The organism is Paracoccus amoyensis (assembly GCF_014490725.1).
GTDB lineage: Bacteria > Pseudomonadota > Alphaproteobacteria > Rhodobacterales > Rhodobacteraceae > Paracoccus > Paracoccus amoyensis.
In genome coordinates, this window is sequence record NZ_JACOQL010000002.1 from 303,216 (window position 1) to 323,606 (window position 20,391).

Sequence of the window (20,391 nt, forward strand, 5' to 3'; positions counted from 1 at the left end):
TATGATGTCATTCACCCGCCGTTTCGCCGCGCATCCCGGCGCCCTCATCGGGCTGCTGTTGCTGGCCGCCGTCCTGTTCATCGCGGCCTTTGCCGGATTGCTGTATCCGGGCGATCCCTGGCAAAGCGTCGGGCCGCCGCTTTTGCCTCCGGGGGGGGATCCGCTTTATCCGCTGGGCACCGATCTGCTGGGTCGTGATATTGCCGCGGGGCTGGCCCATGGCGCGCGGGTTTCGCTGCTGATCGGGGTCATATCGACCATGGCGGCGGTCCTTGTCGGGGTCGTGCTGGGCGCGATCGCCGGGTTCTTTGGCGGCTGGGTGGACGATCTGCTGATGCGATTTACCGAGTTTTTCCAGACCATCCCGGCCTTTGCCATGGCGGTCGTTCTGGTGGCGATTTTCACGCCGTCGATCACCTCGATCACGGGGGCCATCGCCATCGTGTCCTGGCCGCCGGTGGCGCGGCTGGTCCGGGCGGAATTCATGTCCCTGAAATCGCGCGAATTCGTTCAGGCCGCGGTGACATTGGGGCAAAGGCCGCTGCGGATCATGTTCAGCCAGATCCTGCCCAACACCATGTCGCCGATCATCGTCACCGCCTCGTTGATGGTGGCCACCGCGATTCTGACCGAAAGTTCCCTTTCGTTTCTGGGCCTGGGCGACCGCAACATGATGAGTTGGGGATACATGATCGGTGCCGCGCGAACGATGTTGCGCGAGGCGTGGTGGCTCAGCGTGTTTCCGGGCGTTGCAATCCTGCTGACCGTCATCGCGATCAACCTGATTGGCGAAGGGCTGAATGATGCCGTCAACCCGCATCTTCGCGGAAGGAAGGACTGACATGAGCGAGCTTTTGTCAATTCGCGACCTGACCGTGCCGCTACCCGCCACCGCCGACCGCAGATATGCGGTCGAAGGTCTCAGCTATGATCTGGCCATGAATGAGATCTTGTGCATCGTCGGCGAAAGCGGGTCGGGCAAGTCGATGACCGCGAATGCGATCATGGGGTTGCTGCCGCCAAACATGCGGCCCGAACGCGGCGAAATCCTGTTTCAGGGTCAGGATCTGCTGAAACTGAGTGAGCCAGCCCTGGAAAGCATGCGTGGCCGTCAGATCGGGATGATCTTTCAGGAACCGCTATCGGCGCTAAACCCGCTGATGACCGTTGGCGATCAGATCGAAGAGGTGATGCTGGTCCATAAGGTCGGCGATGCGGCCGGCCGCCGGGCGCGGGTGTTGGAACTGTTGGATTTCGTTGGCCTGCCTGATCCGAAAAGCCTGCGTGACGCCTATCCATTCCGTCTTTCGGGCGGTCAGCGGCAACGTGTCGTGATCGCCATGGCCCTGGCGCTGGAACCCGCGCTGCTGATCGCGGATGAGCCGACAACGGCGCTGGATGTGACCACGCAGGCGCAGATCCTGGACCTGATCCGGCGCGTTCAGCGCGACAAGGGCATGGGGGTCATGTTCATCACCCATGATTTCGGTGTCGTGGCCGATATCGCGGATCGGGTCGTGGTGATGGAAAAGGGCCTGATTGTCGAACAGGGCACCGTCGATCAGGTGCTGAATCGTCCGCAGCACCCCTATACCCGCCGCCTGATTGCTGCCGTCCCGCATGGAGAGGGTCGGCAAAATCAGGTCGCGCAAGGTCGGCCCATCATCGAAACGCGAAACCTGAAAAAGACCTATCGTAGCGGCGGCGGGCTGTTTTCCGCCCCGCGAGAGGTGCGCGCCCTTGCCGGTGTCTCGCTACAGCTGCACGCGGGTGAAACGCTGGGCATTGTTGGCGAAAGCGGGTCGGGGAAATCGACGCTGGGCCGCGCGATCATGAAGCTGATGTCTGTGGACAGCGGTCAGATCCTGTTTCGTGGGCAGGATCTGGTTCCCTTGTCGCCCAGCCAGTTTCGTCCCATGCGGCGGCATATCCAGATGGTTTTCCAGGACCCCTTCGCCAGTCTGAACCCGCGTCAGACCATTGGCCGCATCCTGACGGATGGCCCGGTTGCCAATGGCATTTCCCATGCGTCTGCCGCCGCCAAGGCGCGTGAATTGCTGTCCATGGTCGGGCTGGCGGAAAATGCCTTCGACCGTTACCCGCATGAATTTTCCGGGGGCCAGCGCCAGCGTGTCGGCATTGCCCGCGCCCTGATGCTGGACCCCGAGGTGCTGGTCGCGGATGAAAGTGTCTCGGCCTTGGATGTGTCGGTGCAGGCGCAGGTTCTGCAATTGTTGAAGTCGCTTCAGGAGCGGCTGAACCTTGCCATCATTTTCATCACCCACGATCTGCGGGTTGCGGCGCAGGTCTGCGACCGGATCGGGGTGATGTGTCAGGGTGAACTGGTCGAAGAAGGCCCCTCGGCGCAAATTTTTGACAACCCGACCCATCCCTATACGCAAAAACTGATCGCGGCCATTCCCGGCCGGAATTGGGATCCCACCACCTCGCTGACGGAGCGCGTAGATGCCTGAAGAAACGACTGGTCGGGCCGTCGGCGGCGGGGAATTGGTGATCCGCCAGTTGGAAAAGCTGGGCGTCCATCGCGTGTTCATGGTGGCCGGTGAAAGCTTTCTGCCCTGTATCGACGCGCTGCGTGATCGCGACACCATCGAAACGATCTGGTTCCGGCAGGAAGGCGGCGCGGCCTATGCCGCCGAGGCGCATGCAAAGCTGACCGGAGAGCCGGGCATCTGCTTTGTCACGCGGGGGCCGGGTGCCACCAATGCCTCGATCGGGCTGCATGTCGCAATGCAGGATGGAACGCCGATGATCCTGTTTGTGGGGCAGATCGGGTCGGACACGGTCGAGCGGCAGTGCTTTCAGGAAATCGACTATCGCCGCATGTTCGGGCAGGTCGCGAAATGGGTCGGATCAATCGACCGCACGGATCGCATCCCGGAACTGATCGCGCGGGCCTGGCGGATCGCCTGTTCAGGGCGGCCCGGCCCGGTCGTCCTGGCCCTGCCCGAAGATACGTTATGGGGGCAGGCGGACGTGCCGGCCATTGCCGCAGCACCGCTGCCACGGCCGGGACCGTCGGATGACGACATGCAGGCGATCCTTGATGCGCTGGCCGCGGCGCAGCGGCCTTTCGTGTTGGCGGGCGGTCATGGCTGGGACGATGTTTCGCGGACATCCCTGCAGGATTTTGCCCAGCGTTTTGATCTTCCCGTCGGGGTGTCATGGCGCCGGTTCGAGGCGTTCGACAACCGGCATCCGAATTTCGCGGGCCATGTCGGATATGGGATGCAGCCAAGTCTGCGCCAACGCATCGCCGACGCCGATCTGGTGATTGCGGTCAACACCCGCATCAATGAGCCGACCAGCGAAGGTTACACGCTGTTTGAAAGCCCTGTCCCGCGCCAGCGCCTGATCCACATTCACGCCGATGCCCAGGAACTTGGCACCGTTTACCGCGCCGATCATGCCATCGTCGCGACGCCGGCGGGCTTTGCCAGAAAGCTGGCAGGGCTTGCACCGGCAGGGGAGGTTGCCTGGGCTGGTTCGGCCGCAGCCGCCAACAGCGATTATCGCGCAAGCCTGACACCACCTGCTGCAAATACGCAGCTGGATCTGTCGGCTGTATCGGCGTCCTTGTCCACGGTCCTGCCGCTGGATGCCGTCGTCACGGTGGGGGCGGGCAATTTCGCGCTGTATCCGCACCGCTTTCTGCAATTCACCGGGCGCGGCACACAGGCCTCCCCGATTTGCGGATCAATGGGTTACGGCCTGCCCGCCGCCATCGCCGCGAAACTGGAATGGCCGGAGCGGCGCGTCGTCTGCTTTGCCGGGGACGGTTGTTTCCAGATGACCTTGCAAGAGATGGCGACCGCGTCGCAGCATCGTCTGGGCATTGTCATCATCCTCTGCAACAACTCTGCCTGGGGCACGATCCGGGCGCATCAGGAACGGGATTATCCGGGTCGCAGCTTCGGGCTGAACCTTGAGAATCCCGATTTCGCCCGACTTGCCCAGGCCTATGGCGGGTTTGGAGAGGTGGTCGAGGCGACCGACGATTTCCTGCCCGCATGGTATCGCGCCACGACTTTTGCCGATGTCAACCGACGCCCGGCCCTGATCGAGCTGCGCTATGATGTCGATGCAATCGCCCCCGACACCACCCTGACCGAAATCCGCAAAGCCGCCGAGGACGCCGGAAGATGAAAGCATTCTATCACCCCGATCAGGCCCTGCATGATCCCAAGCAATTCATGCGCGTCGGTGTGCTTGCCGATCCGACAGATCTGCCAGAGCGCACGTCGCGCCTGTTGGGTGCATTGGCCGCGCGGTCGATCACGGTCGAGGCGCCTGCCGATCTGGGACGCGCCCCGGCAGAATTGGTGCATACCCCGGATTACCTGAATTTTCTGGAAACGATCTATGACCGCTGGCGGGACCTTCCCAATGCCGGTCCCGAGGTTTTGCCGAATTGTTCCCCCTATTGGAACGGTGCCCCCGATCAGGACGCCCGGCCGCCCTGCCGTTCCGACAGCGTCATCGGGCAAGTGGGCTGGTATATGGGCGATCTTGCAGTGCCGATCGGGCCAGAGACTTATCGTTCGGCCATCGCGTCCAGCCAGACAGCCGCCGCCGCCGCACAGGCTGTGGTGGATGGTGCCGATGCGGCCTATGCGTTGTGCCGTCCGTCGGGGCACCATGCACGCCGCGACCGCGCGACCGGCTTTTGCTACATCAACAATGCCGCCGTTGCGGCGGAAACGCTGCGCAAACATTTTGGACGGGTCGCGGTTCTTGATGTCGACGCCCATCACGGCGATGGCACGCAGGAAATCTTTTATCGCCGTGCCGATGTTCAGACGGTTTCGGTGCATGTCGATCCGCTTGCCTATTATCCGTATTACATTGGCTATGCCGACGAAACCGGGGCCAGTGACGGTCTGGGCCATAACCTGAACCTGCCATTGAAGCCGGGTTCCGGCGATGCCGAGATGCTGGCGGCCGTTGATCAGGGGCTGGCACGCATCGCGGATTTCGGCGCGCAAGCGGTGGTCCTGTCGCTGGGCTATGACGCGCATCGGGCCGATCCGCTCAGCATGTTGCAGGTGACCGAGGCCGCGTTCGCGGGCATCGGTGCAAAGCTGCGCGAGGCCGGGCTGCCCCTGGTTATCGTTCAGGAAGGCGGCTATGCGATTGATGTCATCGCCGGCTGTCTGGAGGAATTTCTTGCAGGTCTGGCAGGAGAGCGCGGGTGAGCAGGCTTTTTCCGCCCATCGACAAGTCGGGCTTGGGCGATCAGGTCTATCTGGCGATCAGTAAATCACTGGCCAGTGGTGCGCTGAAACCCGGCACCCGCCTGACAATTCGCAGCCTTGCCGAACAGATGGGCGTCAGCGTTACTCCGGTCCGCGATGCCGTGCTGCGTCTGGTGCAGGATGGCGGGCTGGTGTTTCGCGGCCCGCGTGACATTCGTGTGCCCGTCATCGACCAAGACCGTTATATGGAAATTCGGCGCATTCGGATGGAGCTGGAGGGTCTGGGCGCCCAGACCGCTGCCGAACGGCGCACGCCAGCCGATATTGCCATGCTGGAAGAACTGGTTGCCGCCAATGAAAAAGCCTTGCTGGAGGGCGATACGGCAACCGCAATCAGCCTGAATCAGCAGTTTCATTTCTCTTTGCTGCAAATCGCCGACATGCCGTTGCTGCAAGAAATCGTTCGCCGGTTGTGGTTGCAGATGGGGCCGGTCATTTCGGCCGCGTATCAGCAGGGCGGTCGGGTGATGATTTCCTGTCACTATGACATTCTGAATGCCATTCGTGATGGCAATGGCGCAAGGGCCCGTGCCGCGATTCAACGGGATCTGGCCGAGGGCGGTGACATCATTCTGTCTGCGAATGTCCTTGGCCCCGAGGCCGCGCCATGAGGCCCGAAATCGCCGCAAGAATTGCCGCCTTGCATTACGGAATTGATGCGACCGCCACCCGGCTTGGCGGTGAGCGTGATCTGAATTTTCATCTGACCGGACGGGCGGGCGAATATGTGCTGAAATGCTGCCATCCTGCGGAAACGCGTGCCGAGGCTGATTTGCAGACCGCCGCACTGGCGCATCTGGCCGATCATGCGCCGGATCTGCCCGTTCCGGCTGGGATCGCCACCATGGATGGCGCGTCGCTGGCGCAAGCCGATGGCGTGACCATCAGGGTGCTTAGCTGGCTTCCCGGGATGCCGCTGTATCGGACGGCGTCAACACCTGCGCTCCGCCACAGCATTGGCCAGACCCTTGCGCGGCTGGATCTGGGGCTGCAGGGATTGTTCCACCCGGCCGGACGCCGCCGCCTGATCTGGGATCTGCAGCATTTTCCCGAACTGGAGGCGCATCTGCATCTGGTCGAGCCGCCCGAGCATCGCGACCTGGCTGCCCGTGCGCTGGACGAATTCCGCAGCCGCGTCCTGCCGGTCTGGGCCGATCTGCGAAGGCAGATCATTCATAATGACTTCAACCCGCATAATATTCTTGTTGGCGGTGCGACCCATGATCAGGTCACGGGCATCATTGATTTCGGGGACATGATCGAGGGGCCTTTGGTGCAGGATCTGGCCGTTGCGCTGGCCTATCATCCGGATGTGGATGATCAGCCGCTTGGCGCGATCCGTCAGGTGCTGTCGGCATTTACCTCGATCCTGCCATTGACCGAAGCCGAGCTTGATGTCCTGCGCGAAATGATCGCAGCCCGCCGCGCGATGACGCTGATCACGTCAGCCTGGTTGTCGGCGCGCAACCCGGACAACCGGGACTATCTGACCCGCAATGTCCCGACTGCCCTGACTGGCCTGCGACAGCTTTATGCGCTGCCGCCCGACCGGGCACGAGGCTTGTTGTCCGCCGCTGCAAGGGAAAACACGAAATGACCATGATCAACGCGCATGATCCGACCCGGACCGACCAACTTCCGCCTGCGGATCGCGCCCTTGTTGAACGGCGGGCGGCGTTGTTGGGTCCGGCCTATCGGTTGTTCTATGACACGCCGCTGCATGTCGTTCGTGGTGAAGGCTGCTGGCTGTATGACGCACAGGGGAACCGTTATCTGGATGCCTATAACAATGTGGCATCGGTCGGGCATTGCCATCCGCGCGTCACAGCAGCCATGGCCGGTCAGGCGGCAATCCTGAATACGCATACCCGTTATCTGCATGAATTGCTGCTGGATTATGCCCAGCGTCTGTTGGACACGCTGCCAGATGATCTGGGCCGCATGGTCTTTACCTGCACGGGGTCCGAGGCGAATGATCTGGCGCTGCGGATCGCCAAATCGGAAAGCGGTGGCACCGGCGTCATCGTCACGGCCAACGCCTATCACGGCACGACCGAGCTTTTGGCCGGGATGTCGCCGTCGCTTGGGCCGGCGATGCGCAAGGGGCAGGATGTCTGGATGGTGGCCGCACCAGACAGCTATCGGGGAACAAGTCTTGCAGATGGTGTGGCCGCAGCCCTTGTCCAGATGCGGGCCCGGAACGTGCAGCCAGCCGCGTTGCTTGCCGATACGATTTTCGCCAGCGACGGGATTTTTCCGACGGCCCCCGGTTTGGCTGAAGCGGTTGCCATGGTTCGGGACGCAGGCGGCCTGTATATCGCGGACGAGGTTCAGCCGGGCTTTGGCCGCACCGGAAAAATGTGGGGCATCGACCACCTGGGGCTGACACCTGACATCGTGACGATGGGCAAGCCGATGGGCAACGGCTATCCTGTCGCGGGTCTTGCCGGGCGCCGTGATATACTGGACCGCTTCGGCCAGAACATGCGCTATTTCAACACGTTCGGCGGCAGCCCGGTGGCTGCTGCGGTCGGTTTGGCGGTTCTGGATGTGATCCGGGATCAGAATTTGTGCCAGAATGCCGCGGCTGTCGGTGAATATCTGCTGGAGGGTCTGACATCCCTGCAATCGCGGCATTCGGTGATCGGCGATGTGCGCGGGCAAGGGCTGTATCTGGCGCTTGAATTCGTCACCGACGGCGCGACCAAAGCGCCCGACAGCGCAACGGCGCTTGGCGTTGTCAACGGGTTGCGGGACAGGCGCGTTCTGATCAGTGCGACCGGTCCGGGCGCGAATGTGTTGAAAATCCGCCCGCCTCTGGTCTTCTCATATGCCGAGGCTGACATCCTGCTGCGCTGTCTGGATGAGTGTCTTTGATGGACGCGGGCCCCTGCCGCCCGCTCAGCCCGGCAAGAGGAACTTGATCATGTCGTGAAATGGTGGCTGCGACGTCAAACTCTTTACAAAGCCCAACCGCCATAACTTTCGCCCCCCATGATGCGTCGCGACTGTTTTGCAATCAGTATTCCCGATGCAGCGGTGCCAGCTAACGATAGCTTGACGGACGGGTGCGTATGCTATCTTTCGATTGGCAACCCGTAAGGACTGTTCGATGACACAGATATACGATCATCCGGGCCATCTCATTCGGCGGCTGCACCAGATCTCGGTGGCCATATTTGTTGCCGAAACGCAAGCGATGGGCTTTGATTTGACACCGGTGCAATATGGGGCGCTGGCGACGCTGCGCGATCATCCGGGAATAGATCAGGCGACATTGGCCGGTATGATCGCCCATGACCGCGTGACCATTGGCGGGGTGATCGCCCGGTTAGAGGCGCGGGGCTATATCCGGCGCAAGGTCCGCAATGATGATCGGCGTGCGCGGGTGTTGACGCTGACCAATGCGGGGATCGCGGTTCTGAAAGCGATCGAGCCGGCCGTGCTGGCCACGCAGGATCAGATCGTTGCCGTTCTGACAGGGCCTGACCGGGCAGAATTCATGCGCCTGATGCGCATTCTGACGGAAACGGGCAATCAGTTCAGCCGCGCGCCGCTGGAACGACGCTTGGTCAGCGCACAGGGATAGCGCGGCGATCAGATGTCAGTTCGGTTGCGCGAACTGGTCGGGGCAGGGTCGCAGAATGACCGGATCGGAGGGGGTCATCCCCAGGGTGACGCAATCCACCCCGCAAAGCAGCCAGCCCCCGCCCGTCGCACCGGATGAGGCAAGGGCCAGTTCCCGCACCGGACGCGCGGTCGGAAACCACACCATCCAGCCATCGATCAGTTTGGCATCAGGGCCGGGTTCCATGCCCGCCCCATAACCCTGCACTGCCGCGCGTATGGGCGTCAGCCCGTTTGCTGTCACCCGCCAATCTTCGTGCCAGGTCACCTTTTCGACCGAATGGGTCCATTCCAGCGAAAAGCTGGAACCGGGGCCAAGCCCGATGGCGATGGCACCGGCCATCAGGCACCCGCTCATGCGGTGGCTTGACCGCGCCGGAACCACAGCAGCGCCACAAAGGCCGCCGACAGGGCAAAGCCGATCTCATCCGTTAATGGCATGGCGGCAACCAGCGTAAAGGCTGCGATCATGGCCAGTGCGCGTTCCCACAGTGCCAGCGGACGGCCCAGCCAGCCAATGACCGCAGCGCCCCACAGGGCCAGCGCGACGACGGTCTTGACGGTGATATAGATCACCGCCGGCGCATAGCCGATGGCCTGTGCCAGCGGGCCGCCATCCTGCAACATCAGCGCAGGTGTATAGACCGCCATGAAGGGCACGACGAAACCGGCGGCGGCCACCTTGACCGCCTCAAAGCTGATCCTCAGGCCGCTTTCCTTGGCAATCGGTGCGGCAGCAAAGCAAGCCAGCGCGACAGGTGGCGTCAGGTCGGCAAGGATGCCGAAATAGAACACGAACATATGGCTGACGATCAGTGGCACGCCCAGCGACAGCAGCGCCGGACCGGCGATGGATGAGGTGATGATATAGTTGGGGATCGTGGGAATCCCCATGCCAAGGATGATGCAGGTGATCATGGTCAGGATCAGCGACAGAAACAGGCTGTCCTGACCGACGCCGACGATGAATTGCCCGAAGGTATTGGCGCTGCCTGTCAGGGTCATCACGCCGATGATGACGCCGACCAGCGCGCAGGCGATGCCCACCGGCAGCGCGGTTCGTGCGCCCTCGGCCAGACTATCGCGACAGATCGCCAGCGTTTCGCGCCCCCCTTGCGACATGGCGCAGATCACGATCAGCACGATCAGCGCAAGGATGATCACCTCGATCCCGTAGCGGAAGAACCCGGCCGAGACGATGCCAAGGATGATCCAGAAGATCGTGCGGATCACACCCGATGGCAGGCCCAGCACAACCGAGCCGCCAAGGATCAGCAGCGCCGTCATGGCCAACCCGACGGTGCCCGCGAACAGGGGCGTGTAGCCGGAAAACAGCAGATAGACCAAAACCGCCAGCGGCAGGATCAGATACCAGCCCTGCCTTAGTGCCGCGCGGGCCGAGGGCAGTTGATCGCGCGACAGGCCGCGCAGGCCACGCTTGCCAGCCTCAAGATGGACCATCCAGAAGACACCAAGGAAATACAAGATCGCGGGGATGAGCGCGGCCTTGACCACCTCGATATATTCGACGCCCAGCGTTTCGGCCATGATGAAGGCAACGGCGCCCATCACCGGCGGCATGATCTGCCCACCCATGGAGGCTGTTGCCTCGACCCCGCCGGCGAAGGCGGGGCGATAGCCAAAGCGTTTCATCAGCGGAATGGTGAATTGCCCGGTGGTGACCACATTGGCCACGCCCGATCCTGAAATGGTGCCCATCAGTCCCGAGGACAGCACCGCCACCTTGGCCGCGCCACCCGTGAAATGCCCGACCAGCCCAAGCGACACGTCGGTGAACAGCTTGATCATCCCGGCTTTTTCCAGAAACGCGCCGAACAGGATGAACAGAAAGATATAGGTGGATGAGACATAGATCGGGATGCCATAAATCCCCTCGGTCCCATAGGCGATGTGTTCGACGACCTGCGCGAAATCATAACCACGATGGTTCAGCGGTGAGGGCAGATGCTGCCCGAACAGCGCATAGGCCAGAAACAGGCCCGACAGGATCGGCAGCGCAGGCCCCATCAACAGCCACGCCGCGGCAAAGACCCCGATCAGCGCAACGATCCCGAACCAGATGTCGCGGGCCAGCGGGTCGCCCGCGCGCAGAATCAGATCGTAATATTCGACCCACTGATAGGCGGCGACGGCAATCGCGCTGGCGGCAAGCAGCAGCGTCAGCGCCCGCCCCAGTGGCCCCATCCGTTTGGCATAGGCCAGCAACGGAAACCCCAGGGTCAGCAGAAAGCCCACATGCACGGCACGGGCAATCTGGCTGGGCATGTCGATCAGATGCGCGGCCAGGGCGATCTGAAACGTCGAAAAGGCGACGGCCAGCCAGAATAGCACCCGGCCCCACAGGCCGGGCGGAAAACCCGCGCCAAGGGGGTCATGACCGTCAGGCCCGGGCGGGGCCTGTAGGATTGCATCTGCGGTTTCTTTCATGTTCCCCTCCCTCGAGTTCGGCGGGCGGCCCTGCGCGGGGCCGCCTCTGCCTGTATTATTGTGTCAGGACGCCTTGTTCCTGATAGTATTTTTCAGCGCCCGGATGCAGCGGGATCGGCAGATCCTTGACCGCATTTTCAAGGCTGATGTCGTTGGCCGCGCTATGTGCCGCCTTCAGCGTATCCACATTGTCGAAAAGCAGCTTGGTCATCTGATATGCGGTTTCGTCGGACACGCCCTCATGCGTGACCAGCAGGTTGACGACGGCTGCGGTTGGCACGTCTTCGGTCTGGCCCTGATAGGTGCCGGCCGGGATCACACCTGCGATATAGGGCGCACCAATGGCCGCGACGACATCGGCCGGAACCGATACGATGCTGATGTCCTGGGACGAGGCCAGATCCTTGATCGCGGCATTGCCCAGACCCGAGGATTGCAGCGTCGCTTCCAACTGGCGGTTCTTCATCAATTCGACGGATTCGGCGAAGGGCAGATATTCGACCTTGCCCAGATCCTCATAGGTCAGGCCCACGCCCTCCAGAATGGCGCGGGCGTTCAGCTCGGTCCCCGATTTGGGCGCACCCACTGACAGGGATTTGCCCGCCAGATCGGCGGCGGTGGTGACGCCCGCCTCTTTCAGGGCGGCGATCTGGACATAGTTCGGGTAGATGGCGGCAATGGCGCGAAGCTTGGTCAGCGGTGCCTTGAACCCGGCATCTTCGCTGCCTTCCCACGCATATTGGACGGAATCGCCCAGAGCAAAGCCCAGTTCGCCCTTGCCCTGCTGCAGCAGGTTCAGGTTTTCCACCGAGGCTTTGGTGGATTGCACCTGAACGCGCACGCCTTCGATATTCTGGCCATAGATTTCCGACAGCGCCACGCCCATCGGGTAATAGACGCCGGACGTGCCGCCCGTCAGAATGTTGATGAATTCCTGGGCCTTGGCGACAGGTGCTGCAAACACCAGCGCACCGGCAATCGCCGCCGCAAACGTAAAGCGGATGGTCATTGGTTTCCTCCCTAATTCCAGCCTGCTCGTTGGCAGGTCAGCCGGGATTGTGTCGAACAGACCCGGTTCGGGCAACCTTCATCGCGTCGATCTGATGGAATTTACGTCATATTCCATCTGAAAACCGCATCAGTTGTGCAAATTCCCTCGGCCGGTCGTCGCATGCGGCAACAGGATCGCTTGTTTCAAGACGGGTGGCAGCTGCCGTTCCGGCCGGAGTTGGCCCGCCGCGTGACAATACGCGGCGGGCTGTTTTGTATCAGGCGATCGGATCGTCGCCCAATGTCATCCCGACGATCAGCGGATCATGGTCAGACGCCGCATAGGGGCCGGAGTTGTAGAACCCCTCGTCCTTGAAGGCAGAGCTATAGCCCAGCAAATCCGGCTCATCCGCGTTGACATGCCATTCGGTCGCCCCGGTCACATTGTCGGCCAGACCATCGGACGCAAACCCCTGATCCAGCGTGCCGCGCTGGCCGTCAAAGACATAACTGTAAGCCTGATCCTGCCCGATAAAGGCGTCGATCAGATCGGTCAGCCCCTGTTCACGCAGCACCTGAACCGGGTCTTCCTGCGCGTAAGAGTTCATGTCGCCCAGCAGCAGATAATCGGCGACGCCCGCGCCGGAATAGCTGTTGGCCATCCAATCGGCCAACTCTGACGCAGCCTCGGCTCGCACCGCGTTCCAATAGCCCTGACCGTTGCCCAGATCGAAATTCGCATCGCTGGTCAGCGCATCGATATCGGCCTGCGTAAACCCCGCCGCCGCGCCATTCGCGTCCAGATAGGTCTGCGCCGCCGTTGCCAGCGATGCCAACCCGCTGTCGCCCTTGGATTTGAAATGCGACGAAACGACCGTGAACTGGTTGCCATCGGCATCTTCAAATGTCGCCGCGACCGAGGGGCGGTTGCGCTGCAAATCCGCCAGATAGGTGCTTTGCGGCAAAGCATCATCCAGCACCTTGGCCAGGGCATAGGTCGTGGCTGCCGCCGCTTCGCTGAACTCCAGATAATCGGCATGACGCAAGGTGACCGCCGAGGCTTCATAGACGATGCCGGCCATGATGGCGTCATCGCCGACAAAACCGCCGCTGCCGGTGGGATCGACAAAGGCATAATTCGCGCCCGAACCGCTTGCGGCGGCTTCCGCATTCAGGTGGCCGACAATGGTCGCGATGGCCGAGCCTTCGCCGAAGCCATTATTTTCAACCTCTTGCAGGGCAAAAACCTCCGCTCCGGTGCCGGTCATGACCGACATCAGCTTTTCGGTCTGGCGGGCCAGATCAGCCTGGGTCGTGGCGCCGCGCGGGTCCAGATCGCCGTCCGGGCCGGTGCCGCCCGTCAGCGTGGTGAAATAGTTCAGCACATTGACCGATGCGACCTGCAAATCGCCCCCGACATCATCGGGCGTATCCTGACGCGCACCGCTGTTGGTGGCCTCATCGATCGACAGCCGGGCTGTAGGGATGACGGCATAATCACCGAACTGATAGGTCATCACGCCTTCGATGGGTGCGGTGAATTGCGCGCCAAGCCGCAGCGTGGCCCCGTCATTGCCGAATGTATCGCCCGCATCGACATAACCATTGCCGTTATCCCCGGCCGAGTTGTTCGGGATAAAGGTAAAGCTGTCGGGGTTCTGGGCGCTGATCCCGTCTTCGATGATCAGCCGGTTATTGGCGTTCTGGGCGGCCAGTTCGGCAATCTCATCCGGCTGGGTCTGGGCGTCATGAATCTGGGTGGGCTGATATTGCACGCCTGCGCCAACGACGATTTCGCCGTAACGGTCCAGATCGAAGTTTTCGATCACTGTCAGCGGATCATCCGTGCCGCTGGTCACGGCGACGCGCATCCCTTCGACGGATTCATAATTGTATCCATCGGGCGACAGCTGGACCGTGGCGGCGGTGGGCAGGTCATTGCCTGTGGAGACCGTGACCATATCCGTCACATCGGTCAGTTGGGTCAGGCCGAAATATTCGGTCACTTCGCCCGAAAGCTGGACCAGATCGCCCAGGGCGACGGCAGCCCCGCTGCCGGTGTAGACAAAGATCCCCTCGGATGTCAGGGCGTCCAGATCGGCATCGGCATCTTCTTCCTGAATGTAAAAGCCATTGGCGGCGATGTGGACGACAACCGCCGTCACCTGAACCCGCTGGCCGATCATGGTCGACGCATCGGTCGAGCCTTGAATGGCGGAAATCAGGGCAGGGGTGGCCTCGCCGCCGCCGCCTCCATCGTCGGAATTGGCGGCGCCCCTGGTTTCCGCTGCGGGCGGGGACCAGACCCCCGCATCGTCGCGTTGCAATGATTGCCCCGCATCATCACCGCCGGTTTCGGCGACGCCGATATCGGTCGATGTCATCCCGCTGGCCGTGCCGGTCGTGGCAATCATGGCGCCTTCATAGCTGATGAATTCGACGACGCCGCCATCATTCACCAGCGCCATTCCATCCGGCGCACCGTTCTGAAGGCCATTCGCGGGCAGATCCCAGACGTAATAGTCATAGGTGCCGTCACTGGTCATGGTCGCATCGGCGGCGCTCAGCGTGCCATAAGTTGCGCCGTTATTGCCATTGTAAAGCTCAACCGACATGGCAGAGGCATCGCCACCGGCGGTCACGCGGACCTCGATGAATTCGCCGGTATCGCTGCCTGCATTGTCATAGTGAAATTCGTTGATCCGCGCCGTGAATGCGGGGGCTTCATCCACATCCGTTACTGTGATGGCAATATCCGCGCTGTCGGTTGCGCCCTGCGGGTCGCTGACGCCGACGGTGATGTCATAGATATTGTCGCCACCGGCATCAGCGGGATTTTCATAATCAGGCGCGTTGATAAAGCGCAGCTCACCCGTTTCCGGGTCAATCTGGAACAGCGCCGCATCTGCGCCGCCGGTGATGGTATAGATCAGCCCCGTGCCATCAACGTCGCGGGCGGACAGGTTTGCGGCAATCGCGGCTTCATTTTCTGCCACGCTGATTGCCGTTTCAGCGGTCAGGACCGGCGCGTCATTGTTGCCGGTGATCGTCACGGTAACGGTTGCGGTATCGCTGCCGCCTTTGCCGTCATCGACAGTATAGCTGAAGGTATCGGTTGCGGTTTGCCCTTCGGCCAGATGATCGAACAGGGTGCCGGGGTCATAGCTGACATTGCCGTCGACCAGCGCGACGGTCGCGCCCGCCGCCGATGCAGAAACAGCCGTGATCGCGATGCTGTCGCCGTCAAAATCGCGGTCATTTGCCAGCAGATCATCTGCGGAAATGACGTTTGCACCCTCTTCGGCGACAGTAATCGCATCATCACCCGCCAGAACCGCATTGTTCCGCTTGTCCAGATACAGGGTATAATCATCGCCCGCGAAATAGATCGCCTCGACGCTTTTCAGCCGGTCGGTGCCTTCATTCGTGACCCGCGAGGTGATGGTGACAACAGGCCCGGATTTCGACGCGATGTCGTAGTCGTCGATGCCGCCCTGATAGATCGCGGTATCCTTGCCGCCCCCGCCAAGGATCAGATCATCGCCACCCGCGCCAGTGATGGTATCATGGCCCCCCAAGCCCAGAATGACCTCGCTGCGCGGGCTGCCCTTCAGCTCATTCGATTTGCCGTTCCCAAGGATCAGCGGCCCCAGCCGAAGCGGGCTGTTCCAGTTGAAATCCCAATCGAACCATGTGCGGCCACCAAAATCTTTCATTGCGAATCCTCTGGCTGGTCAGGCAGGTGCAGTCATGGACGCCCTGCGTAACGGCAGCGTGACCGAAGCGGTTTTCGCTGTCTATAGCAACTTTGGGTTGTGGGGGCTTGACCTGCGCCGCCCTAGCCCAGCTGACCATCCGGCTGGAAGAAATGCGACAAGGGCAGCGCGGCTGCACCCAGAACGCGGGCGTGACGGCCCATGCTGCCCTCGATCACCTCTGGCCGGTCAATTCCGGCGGCGGGCATGCGTTCGAGGGCATTGCGGGTTTCCTGAACCAGCCGCGCACGGGTAGCTGAGGGCACCGCGCCGTCAATCACGACAAGGGGAAGATCGACCAGCGCCACGGCAGACAGCGCCGCAAAAGCCAGCGCCCGCCCGGCATCGGTCGCCCATTCCGCCTCGATGCTGTCCGGCACGTCCCAGCCGGCATCGTCAGGGGGCAGCACATGGCCCAAGCGACGCTCAAGATCCGATACGGATGCGATGTCCAGCAACTGTTTGCCGTCAGCAAGGGGCATGGACCCCAGTGCCCCGGCATTGCGTTGCGGACCAAAACGCAACTTGCCATCCATGACAATGCCGCCGCCCGCGAAATGCGCTACATACAGATGAAGGAAATCGGGTGGCAGGCCCTTGCGGCCAAAGATCAGTTCCGCCCCGCAAGCGGTTGTCGCGTCATTTTCCAGAAAGACCGGAAATGGCAACTGCGGTGCCAGATCATCGCGCAGATTGCGGCCATGCCATTCGGTCATCTCGGTGCCCCAATCCCACAGATGAAACGGCGCGGCGATTCCCAGGCCCGCGATCTGCGCATGAGGTTTTTCGGCAAGACTGGCTTGAAAGGTGGCGAGTCCGTGCCGCGCGAAGGTCAGCATGTGATCGGGCTGCGGAAAGGCATAAAGCTCTTGCCGGTGGATTCTGACCTGCCCAGTGAAATCCACAAGTGCCAGTTCGGCTAACCTGCGGCCCAGCTTCAGGCCAACGAACCATGCGCCGTCAGGTGCCAGCGATAGCGGCGTTGACGGTTGCCCGACACGGCCGCGAACAACGTTTTCCTTTCCCAGAAAATTGCTGGATATCAGCTTTCTGGTCAGGTTCGTGATGGCCTGTGCCGACAATCCCGTTGCCTGCGCCAAAGCTGCGCGGGCCATTGGGCCGTGCCTGCGGATCAACGACAGGATCAATCGCTCATTCCGGCTGAGCGTCCCGGCATCACTGGTGTCCTGCGGCATGATTTCCGTCCTCCCGGTTCTTATTAATCAAGCAAATTGATTTATTGACAAGTGAAAACTTCTGGTGCTTGTTTGACGACAACGCGGACCAGAGGAATCCGCTTGCAGAGGAGGAGAGTTACAAATGACCATGAAATCCCTATTGCGCTTGTCGCTGGCTGCGTCCGCGCTTGCCATGACCGCAGGGCTGGCTCAGGCGCAAGAGCCGGTAAAGGCCTGCCTGATCACCAAGACCGACATCAATCCCTTCTTCGTGAAGATGAAAGAGGGCGCCGCAGCCAAGGCAGAAGAGCTTGGGATCGAGCTGATGACCTTTGCGGGCAAGATCGACGGCGATCACGAAACCCAGCAACAGGCGATGGAAAGCTGTATCGCGGCGGGTGCGAAGGGCATTCTGATCACCGCGTCGGACACCAAGGCCATCGTGGAAAGCGTCCAGCAGGCCCGCGATGCAGGCATTCTGGTCATTGCACTGGATACGCCGCTGGACCCGATTGATGCCGCAGATGCAACCTTTGCCACCGACAATTACGAGGCGGGGCGTCTGATCGGCGCCTGGGCTGCTGGCAAGCTGGGCGATGCGGCGGCGGATGCCAAGATCGCCTTCCTGGACCTGTCGCAAAGCGCCCCATCGGTTGATGTGCTGCGCGATCAGGGCTTCATGGAAGGCTTTGGCATCGACGTGAAGGACAAGGCCCGGATCGGGGATGAGGATGATCCGCGTATCGTCGGCCACGAAATCACCTCGGGGAACGAGGAGGGGGGCCGTCAGGCGATGGAAGCCCTGATGCAAAAAGATCCCGGGATCAACGTGGTTTATACCATCAACGAACCGGTCGCTGCGGGCGCCTATGAGGCGCTGAAATCCTTTGGGATGGAGGGCAAGGCCCTGATCGTTTCGATTGATGGCGGCTGCCCTGGCGTGCAGAACGTCAGCGAAGGCGTGATCGGCGCGACATCGCAGCAATATCCGCTGCAAATGGCCGCCATGGGGATCGAGGCCATTGCAGCTTTCGCCGCCGATGGCACCAAGCCCGCCACCAGCGAAGGGCTGGATTTCACCGATACCGGCGTGAATCTGGTCACGGATGAGCCGGTCGAAGGCGTGCCTTCGATCAGCGTCGCGGATGGAACCGCGCAATGCTGGGGCTGACCCGCATCGTCTGAACGATTGATCCGACGGCGGCACCCGCCGCCGTCCTTATCCCCACATCTGGAGGCAGAGGCCCATGTCCGACACCCCTGATCCCGTGGTCGAGCGCGACCGGTCCGAGGCCGTTGCATCCTTCGAACATCATGCCCGCGGGCCGCTGGACCGGTTGCAGCATTTCCTGCACCGTTATCCCACCATGGTGCCGGTGATCGTGCTGGTGCTGTCGCTGATCGCCTTTGGGCTGATCGCGCCGAATTTCTTCTCTGCGTTCAACCTGTCACTGATCATGCAACAGGTCGCCGTTGTCGGCACATTGGCGGCTGCGCAATCGCTGGTTATCCTGACGGCAGGCATCGATCTGTCGGTCGGTGCGGTCATGGTGATGATTTCGGTCATCATGGGGCGGCTATCGATCGAGTTCGGTGTCCCGGTGCCACTGGCGATCCTGATCGGCCTTGGCTGCGGGTTGATGACCGGAGGTCTGAACGGCTTTCTGGTGACGCGGCTGAAACTGCCGCCGTTCATCACAACGCTTGGAACATGGAATATTTTCCTTGCATTGAATTATTATCTGTCCGGGCGTGAAACCATCCGCAGCCAGACCCTGGACGCCGAGGCGCCGCTGCTGAAACTGTTCGGCGAACGGTTCAATCTGGGCGGTGCCGTGCTGACATGGGGGGTGGTCCTGATGTTGGTTGTCTTTGCGGTGCTTTGGTATGCGCTGAACAAGACCGCTTGGGGCAGGCGGGTCTATGCCGTGGGTGACGATCCTGAATCGGCGGCCTTGGCCGGTATCCAGACCAACCGCATCCTGATGTCGGTGTATATGGTGGCCGGCTTCATCTGTGCCTTGGCCGCGTGGTCGTCAATCGGGCGCGTCGGATCGGTCAGCCCGACCTCATTCTTTGAATCGAACCTGGAATCAATCACCGCCGTGGTGATCGGGGGGATTTCCTTGTTCGGGGGCCGCGGATCGATCCTTGGGCCGCTGATCGGGGCGATCATCGTGGGTGTTTTCAATTCGGGCCTGCGCCTTGCCGGGGTCGATGTGCTTTGGCAGCTGTTCGCAACCGGCTGGCTGATCATCGTCGCCGTTGCCGTGGACCAATGGATCAGAAAGATTTCGTCATGACCGAACCGCTTTTGACAGCCCGCAATCTGGTCAAACGCTATGGCCGCGTGACCGCGTTGGATCATGCCGATTTCGACCTGTATCCGGGCGAGATCCTTGCCGTGATCGGCGATAACGGTGCCGGAAAATCCAGCCTGATCAAGGCGATTTCCGGCGCGGTGCAACCGGATGAGGGCGAAATTCGGCTGGACGGCAAGCCGGTCAGCTTTGCCAGCCCGCTGGATGCCCGGAAGGCCGGGATCGAGACGGTGTATCAGACACTGGCCCTGTCACCCGCCCTGTCGATCTCGGACAACATGTTCATGGGCCGCGAAATTCGCAAGGAAGGTATCATGGGCCAATGGTTCGGGATGCTGGACAAGGCAAAAATGGACCGTTTTGCGCGTGAAAAACTGACTGAACTGGGCCTGATGACCATTCAGAACATAGGCCAGCCGGTGGAGACGCTGTCGGGCGGTCAGCGGCAGGGCGTGGCGGTGGCACGTGCGGCGGCATTTGGCAGTCGCGTCATTATTCTGGACGAACCAACCGCCGCGCTTGGTGTCAAGGAAAGCCGCCGGGTGCTGGATCTGATTCTTGACGTCAGATCGCGGGGCATCCCGATCGTGCTGATCAGCCACAACATGCCGCATGTGTTCGAGGTGGCCGACCGGGTGCATATCCACCGTCTTGGCAAGCGGCTGGCTGTCATCGATCCGAAAGAGCACAGCATGTCGGATGCCGTGGCCTATATGACCGGGGCCAAGGTGCCCGAAGGTGTGGCGGCATGACCGTTGCAGGGGGGCGCCGCCCCCCGTCCTTCGGACTCCCCCCG

16 protein-coding genes are annotated in these 20,391 nt (G+C 61.6%); 11 read left to right on the forward strand and 5 right to left on the reverse strand.

The window, feature by feature from the left end; translation table 11 throughout:
• Position 1 precedes the first annotated feature (1 nt).
• From H4P12_RS06325 to H4P12_RS06360, 8 genes are all read left to right on the forward strand, one after another.
• A complete protein-coding gene (locus H4P12_RS06325) occupies positions 2–841 on the forward strand; it encodes an ABC transporter permease (protein WP_187792828.1) in 840 nt (279 codons plus the stop codon).
• A gap of 1 nt (position 842) precedes the next feature.
• Entirely contained in the window at positions 843–2,474 is a 1,632-nt protein-coding gene (locus tag H4P12_RS06330; protein ID WP_187792829.1) for an ABC transporter ATP-binding protein, read from the forward strand.
• Positions 2,467–4,167, forward strand: a complete 1,701-nt coding sequence (locus H4P12_RS06335; RefSeq protein WP_187792830.1) for a thiamine pyrophosphate-dependent enzyme — start codon at positions 2,467–2,469, stop codon at positions 4,165–4,167. Before H4P12_RS06330 ends, H4P12_RS06335 begins: the two co-directional genes overlap by 8 nt.
• Positions 4,164–5,216, forward strand: coding sequence for a histone deacetylase family protein (locus H4P12_RS06340; protein WP_187792831.1), 1,053 nt, complete (start codon positions 4,164–4,166; stop codon positions 5,214–5,216). The genes H4P12_RS06335 and H4P12_RS06340 overlap by 4 nt, the downstream gene beginning before the upstream one ends.
• A complete protein-coding gene (locus tag H4P12_RS06345; RefSeq protein WP_187792832.1) occupies positions 5,213–5,887 on the forward strand; it encodes an FCD domain-containing protein in 675 nt (224 codons plus the stop codon). The genes H4P12_RS06340 and H4P12_RS06345 overlap by 4 nt, the downstream gene beginning before the upstream one ends.
• Positions 5,884–6,873 carry a phosphotransferase gene (locus H4P12_RS06350; RefSeq protein ID WP_187792833.1) on the forward strand — a complete coding sequence of 330 codons (990 nt, stop codon included), beginning with the start codon at positions 5,884–5,886 and terminating at the stop codon, positions 6,871–6,873. The genes H4P12_RS06345 and H4P12_RS06350 overlap by 4 nt, the downstream gene beginning before the upstream one ends.
• Positions 6,870–8,153, forward strand: a complete 1,284-nt coding sequence (locus tag H4P12_RS06355; RefSeq protein ID WP_187792834.1) for an aspartate aminotransferase family protein — start codon at positions 6,870–6,872, stop codon at positions 8,151–8,153. Before H4P12_RS06350 ends, H4P12_RS06355 begins: the two co-directional genes overlap by 4 nt.
• 235 nt (positions 8,154–8,388) lie before the next feature.
• Positions 8,389–8,865 carry a MarR family winged helix-turn-helix transcriptional regulator gene (locus tag H4P12_RS06360; protein WP_187792835.1) on the forward strand — a complete coding sequence of 159 codons (477 nt, stop codon included), beginning with the start codon at positions 8,389–8,391 and terminating at the stop codon, positions 8,863–8,865.
• A 15-nt stretch (positions 8,866–8,880) separates the two neighbouring features.
• On the opposite strand, the gene H4P12_RS06365 is transcribed toward H4P12_RS06360, so the two are convergent.
• The 5 genes from H4P12_RS06365 to H4P12_RS06385 all read right to left on the reverse strand — a co-directional run bounded on the left by H4P12_RS06365 (position 8,881) and on the right by H4P12_RS06385 (position 17,292).
• Positions 8,881–9,246, reverse strand: a complete 366-nt coding sequence (locus H4P12_RS06365) for a DUF1850 domain-containing protein (RefSeq protein WP_246448992.1) — start codon at positions 9,244–9,246, stop codon at positions 8,881–8,883.
• A gap of 11 nt (positions 9,247–9,257) precedes the next feature.
• Positions 9,258–11,351, reverse strand: coding sequence for a TRAP transporter permease (locus H4P12_RS06370; RefSeq protein ID WP_187792837.1), 2,094 nt, complete (start codon positions 11,349–11,351; stop codon positions 9,258–9,260).
• A 55-nt stretch (positions 11,352–11,406) separates the two neighbouring features.
• The gene (locus H4P12_RS06375) at positions 11,407–12,360 is read right to left on the reverse strand and encodes a TAXI family TRAP transporter solute-binding subunit (protein ID WP_187792838.1); all 954 of its coding nucleotides are present in this window, start codon (positions 12,358–12,360) and stop codon (positions 11,407–11,409) included.
• Between the two features lie 259 nt (positions 12,361–12,619).
• Positions 12,620–16,057: an ExeM/NucH family extracellular endonuclease gene (locus H4P12_RS06380; protein WP_187792839.1), complete on the reverse strand. Its 3,438-nt coding sequence runs from the start codon at positions 16,055–16,057 to the stop codon at positions 12,620–12,622.
• Between the two features lie 122 nt (positions 16,058–16,179).
• The gene (locus tag H4P12_RS06385; RefSeq protein WP_187792840.1) at positions 16,180–17,292 is read right to left on the reverse strand and encodes an ROK family transcriptional regulator; all 1,113 of its coding nucleotides are present in this window, start codon (positions 17,290–17,292) and stop codon (positions 16,180–16,182) included.
• A 124-nt stretch (positions 17,293–17,416) separates the two neighbouring features.
• On the opposite strand from H4P12_RS06385, the gene H4P12_RS06390 reads away from it, so the two are divergent.
• From H4P12_RS06390 to H4P12_RS06400, 3 genes are all read left to right on the forward strand, one after another.
• Positions 17,417–18,445: a sugar ABC transporter substrate-binding protein gene (locus H4P12_RS06390; RefSeq protein ID WP_187792841.1), complete on the forward strand. Its 1,029-nt coding sequence runs from the start codon at positions 17,417–17,419 to the stop codon at positions 18,443–18,445.
• Positions 18,446–18,521: 76 nt separating this feature from the next.
• A complete protein-coding gene (locus tag H4P12_RS06395) occupies positions 18,522–19,577 on the forward strand; it encodes an ABC transporter permease (RefSeq protein WP_187792842.1) in 1,056 nt (351 codons plus the stop codon).
• The gene (locus H4P12_RS06400) at positions 19,574–20,347 is read left to right on the forward strand and encodes an ATP-binding cassette domain-containing protein (protein WP_223115726.1); all 774 of its coding nucleotides are present in this window, start codon (positions 19,574–19,576) and stop codon (positions 20,345–20,347) included. The genes H4P12_RS06395 and H4P12_RS06400 overlap by 4 nt, the downstream gene beginning before the upstream one ends.
• The last annotated feature ends 44 nt before the right edge of the window (positions 20,348–20,391 follow it).

What these genes read in the sequence shown, in the direction of transcription:
- H4P12_RS06325 (WP_187792828.1), top strand. Translation starts at nt 2, where the DNA reads ATGATGTCATTCACCCGCCGTTTCGCCGCGCATCCCGGCGCCCTCATC.
- H4P12_RS06330 (WP_187792829.1), top strand. Translation starts at nt 843, where the DNA reads ATGAGCGAGCTTTTGTCAATTCGCGACCTGACCGTGCCGCTACCCGCC.
- H4P12_RS06335 (WP_187792830.1), top strand. Translation starts at nt 2,467, where the DNA reads ATGCCTGAAGAAACGACTGGTCGGGCCGTCGGCGGCGGGGAATTGGTG.
- H4P12_RS06340 (WP_187792831.1), top strand. Translation starts at nt 4,164, where the DNA reads ATGAAAGCATTCTATCACCCCGATCAGGCCCTGCATGATCCCAAGCAA.
- H4P12_RS06350 (WP_187792833.1), top strand. Translation starts at nt 5,884, where the DNA reads ATGAGGCCCGAAATCGCCGCAAGAATTGCCGCCTTGCATTACGGAATT.
- H4P12_RS06355 (WP_187792834.1), top strand. Translation starts at nt 6,870, where the DNA reads ATGACCATGATCAACGCGCATGATCCGACCCGGACCGACCAACTTCCG.
- H4P12_RS06360 (WP_187792835.1), top strand. Translation starts at nt 8,389, where the DNA reads ATGACACAGATATACGATCATCCGGGCCATCTCATTCGGCGGCTGCAC.
- H4P12_RS06365 (WP_246448992.1), bottom strand. Translation starts at nt 9,246, where the DNA reads ATGGCCGGTGCCATCGCCATCGGGCTTGGCCCCGGTTCCAGCTTTTCG.
- H4P12_RS06370 (WP_187792837.1), bottom strand. Translation starts at nt 11,351, where the DNA reads ATGAAAGAAACCGCAGATGCAATCCTACAGGCCCCGCCCGGGCCTGAC.
- H4P12_RS06375 (WP_187792838.1), bottom strand. Translation starts at nt 12,360, where the DNA reads ATGACCATCCGCTTTACGTTTGCGGCGGCGATTGCCGGTGCGCTGGTG.
- H4P12_RS06380 (WP_187792839.1), bottom strand. Translation starts at nt 16,057, where the DNA reads ATGAAAGATTTTGGTGGCCGCACATGGTTCGATTGGGATTTCAACTGG.
- H4P12_RS06385 (WP_187792840.1), bottom strand. Translation starts at nt 17,292, where the DNA reads ATGCCGCAGGACACCAGTGATGCCGGGACGCTCAGCCGGAATGAGCGA.
- H4P12_RS06390 (WP_187792841.1), top strand. Translation starts at nt 17,417, where the DNA reads ATGACCATGAAATCCCTATTGCGCTTGTCGCTGGCTGCGTCCGCGCTT.
- H4P12_RS06395 (WP_187792842.1), top strand. Translation starts at nt 18,522, where the DNA reads ATGTCCGACACCCCTGATCCCGTGGTCGAGCGCGACCGGTCCGAGGCC.
- H4P12_RS06400 (WP_223115726.1), top strand. Translation starts at nt 19,574, where the DNA reads ATGACCGAACCGCTTTTGACAGCCCGCAATCTGGTCAAACGCTATGGC.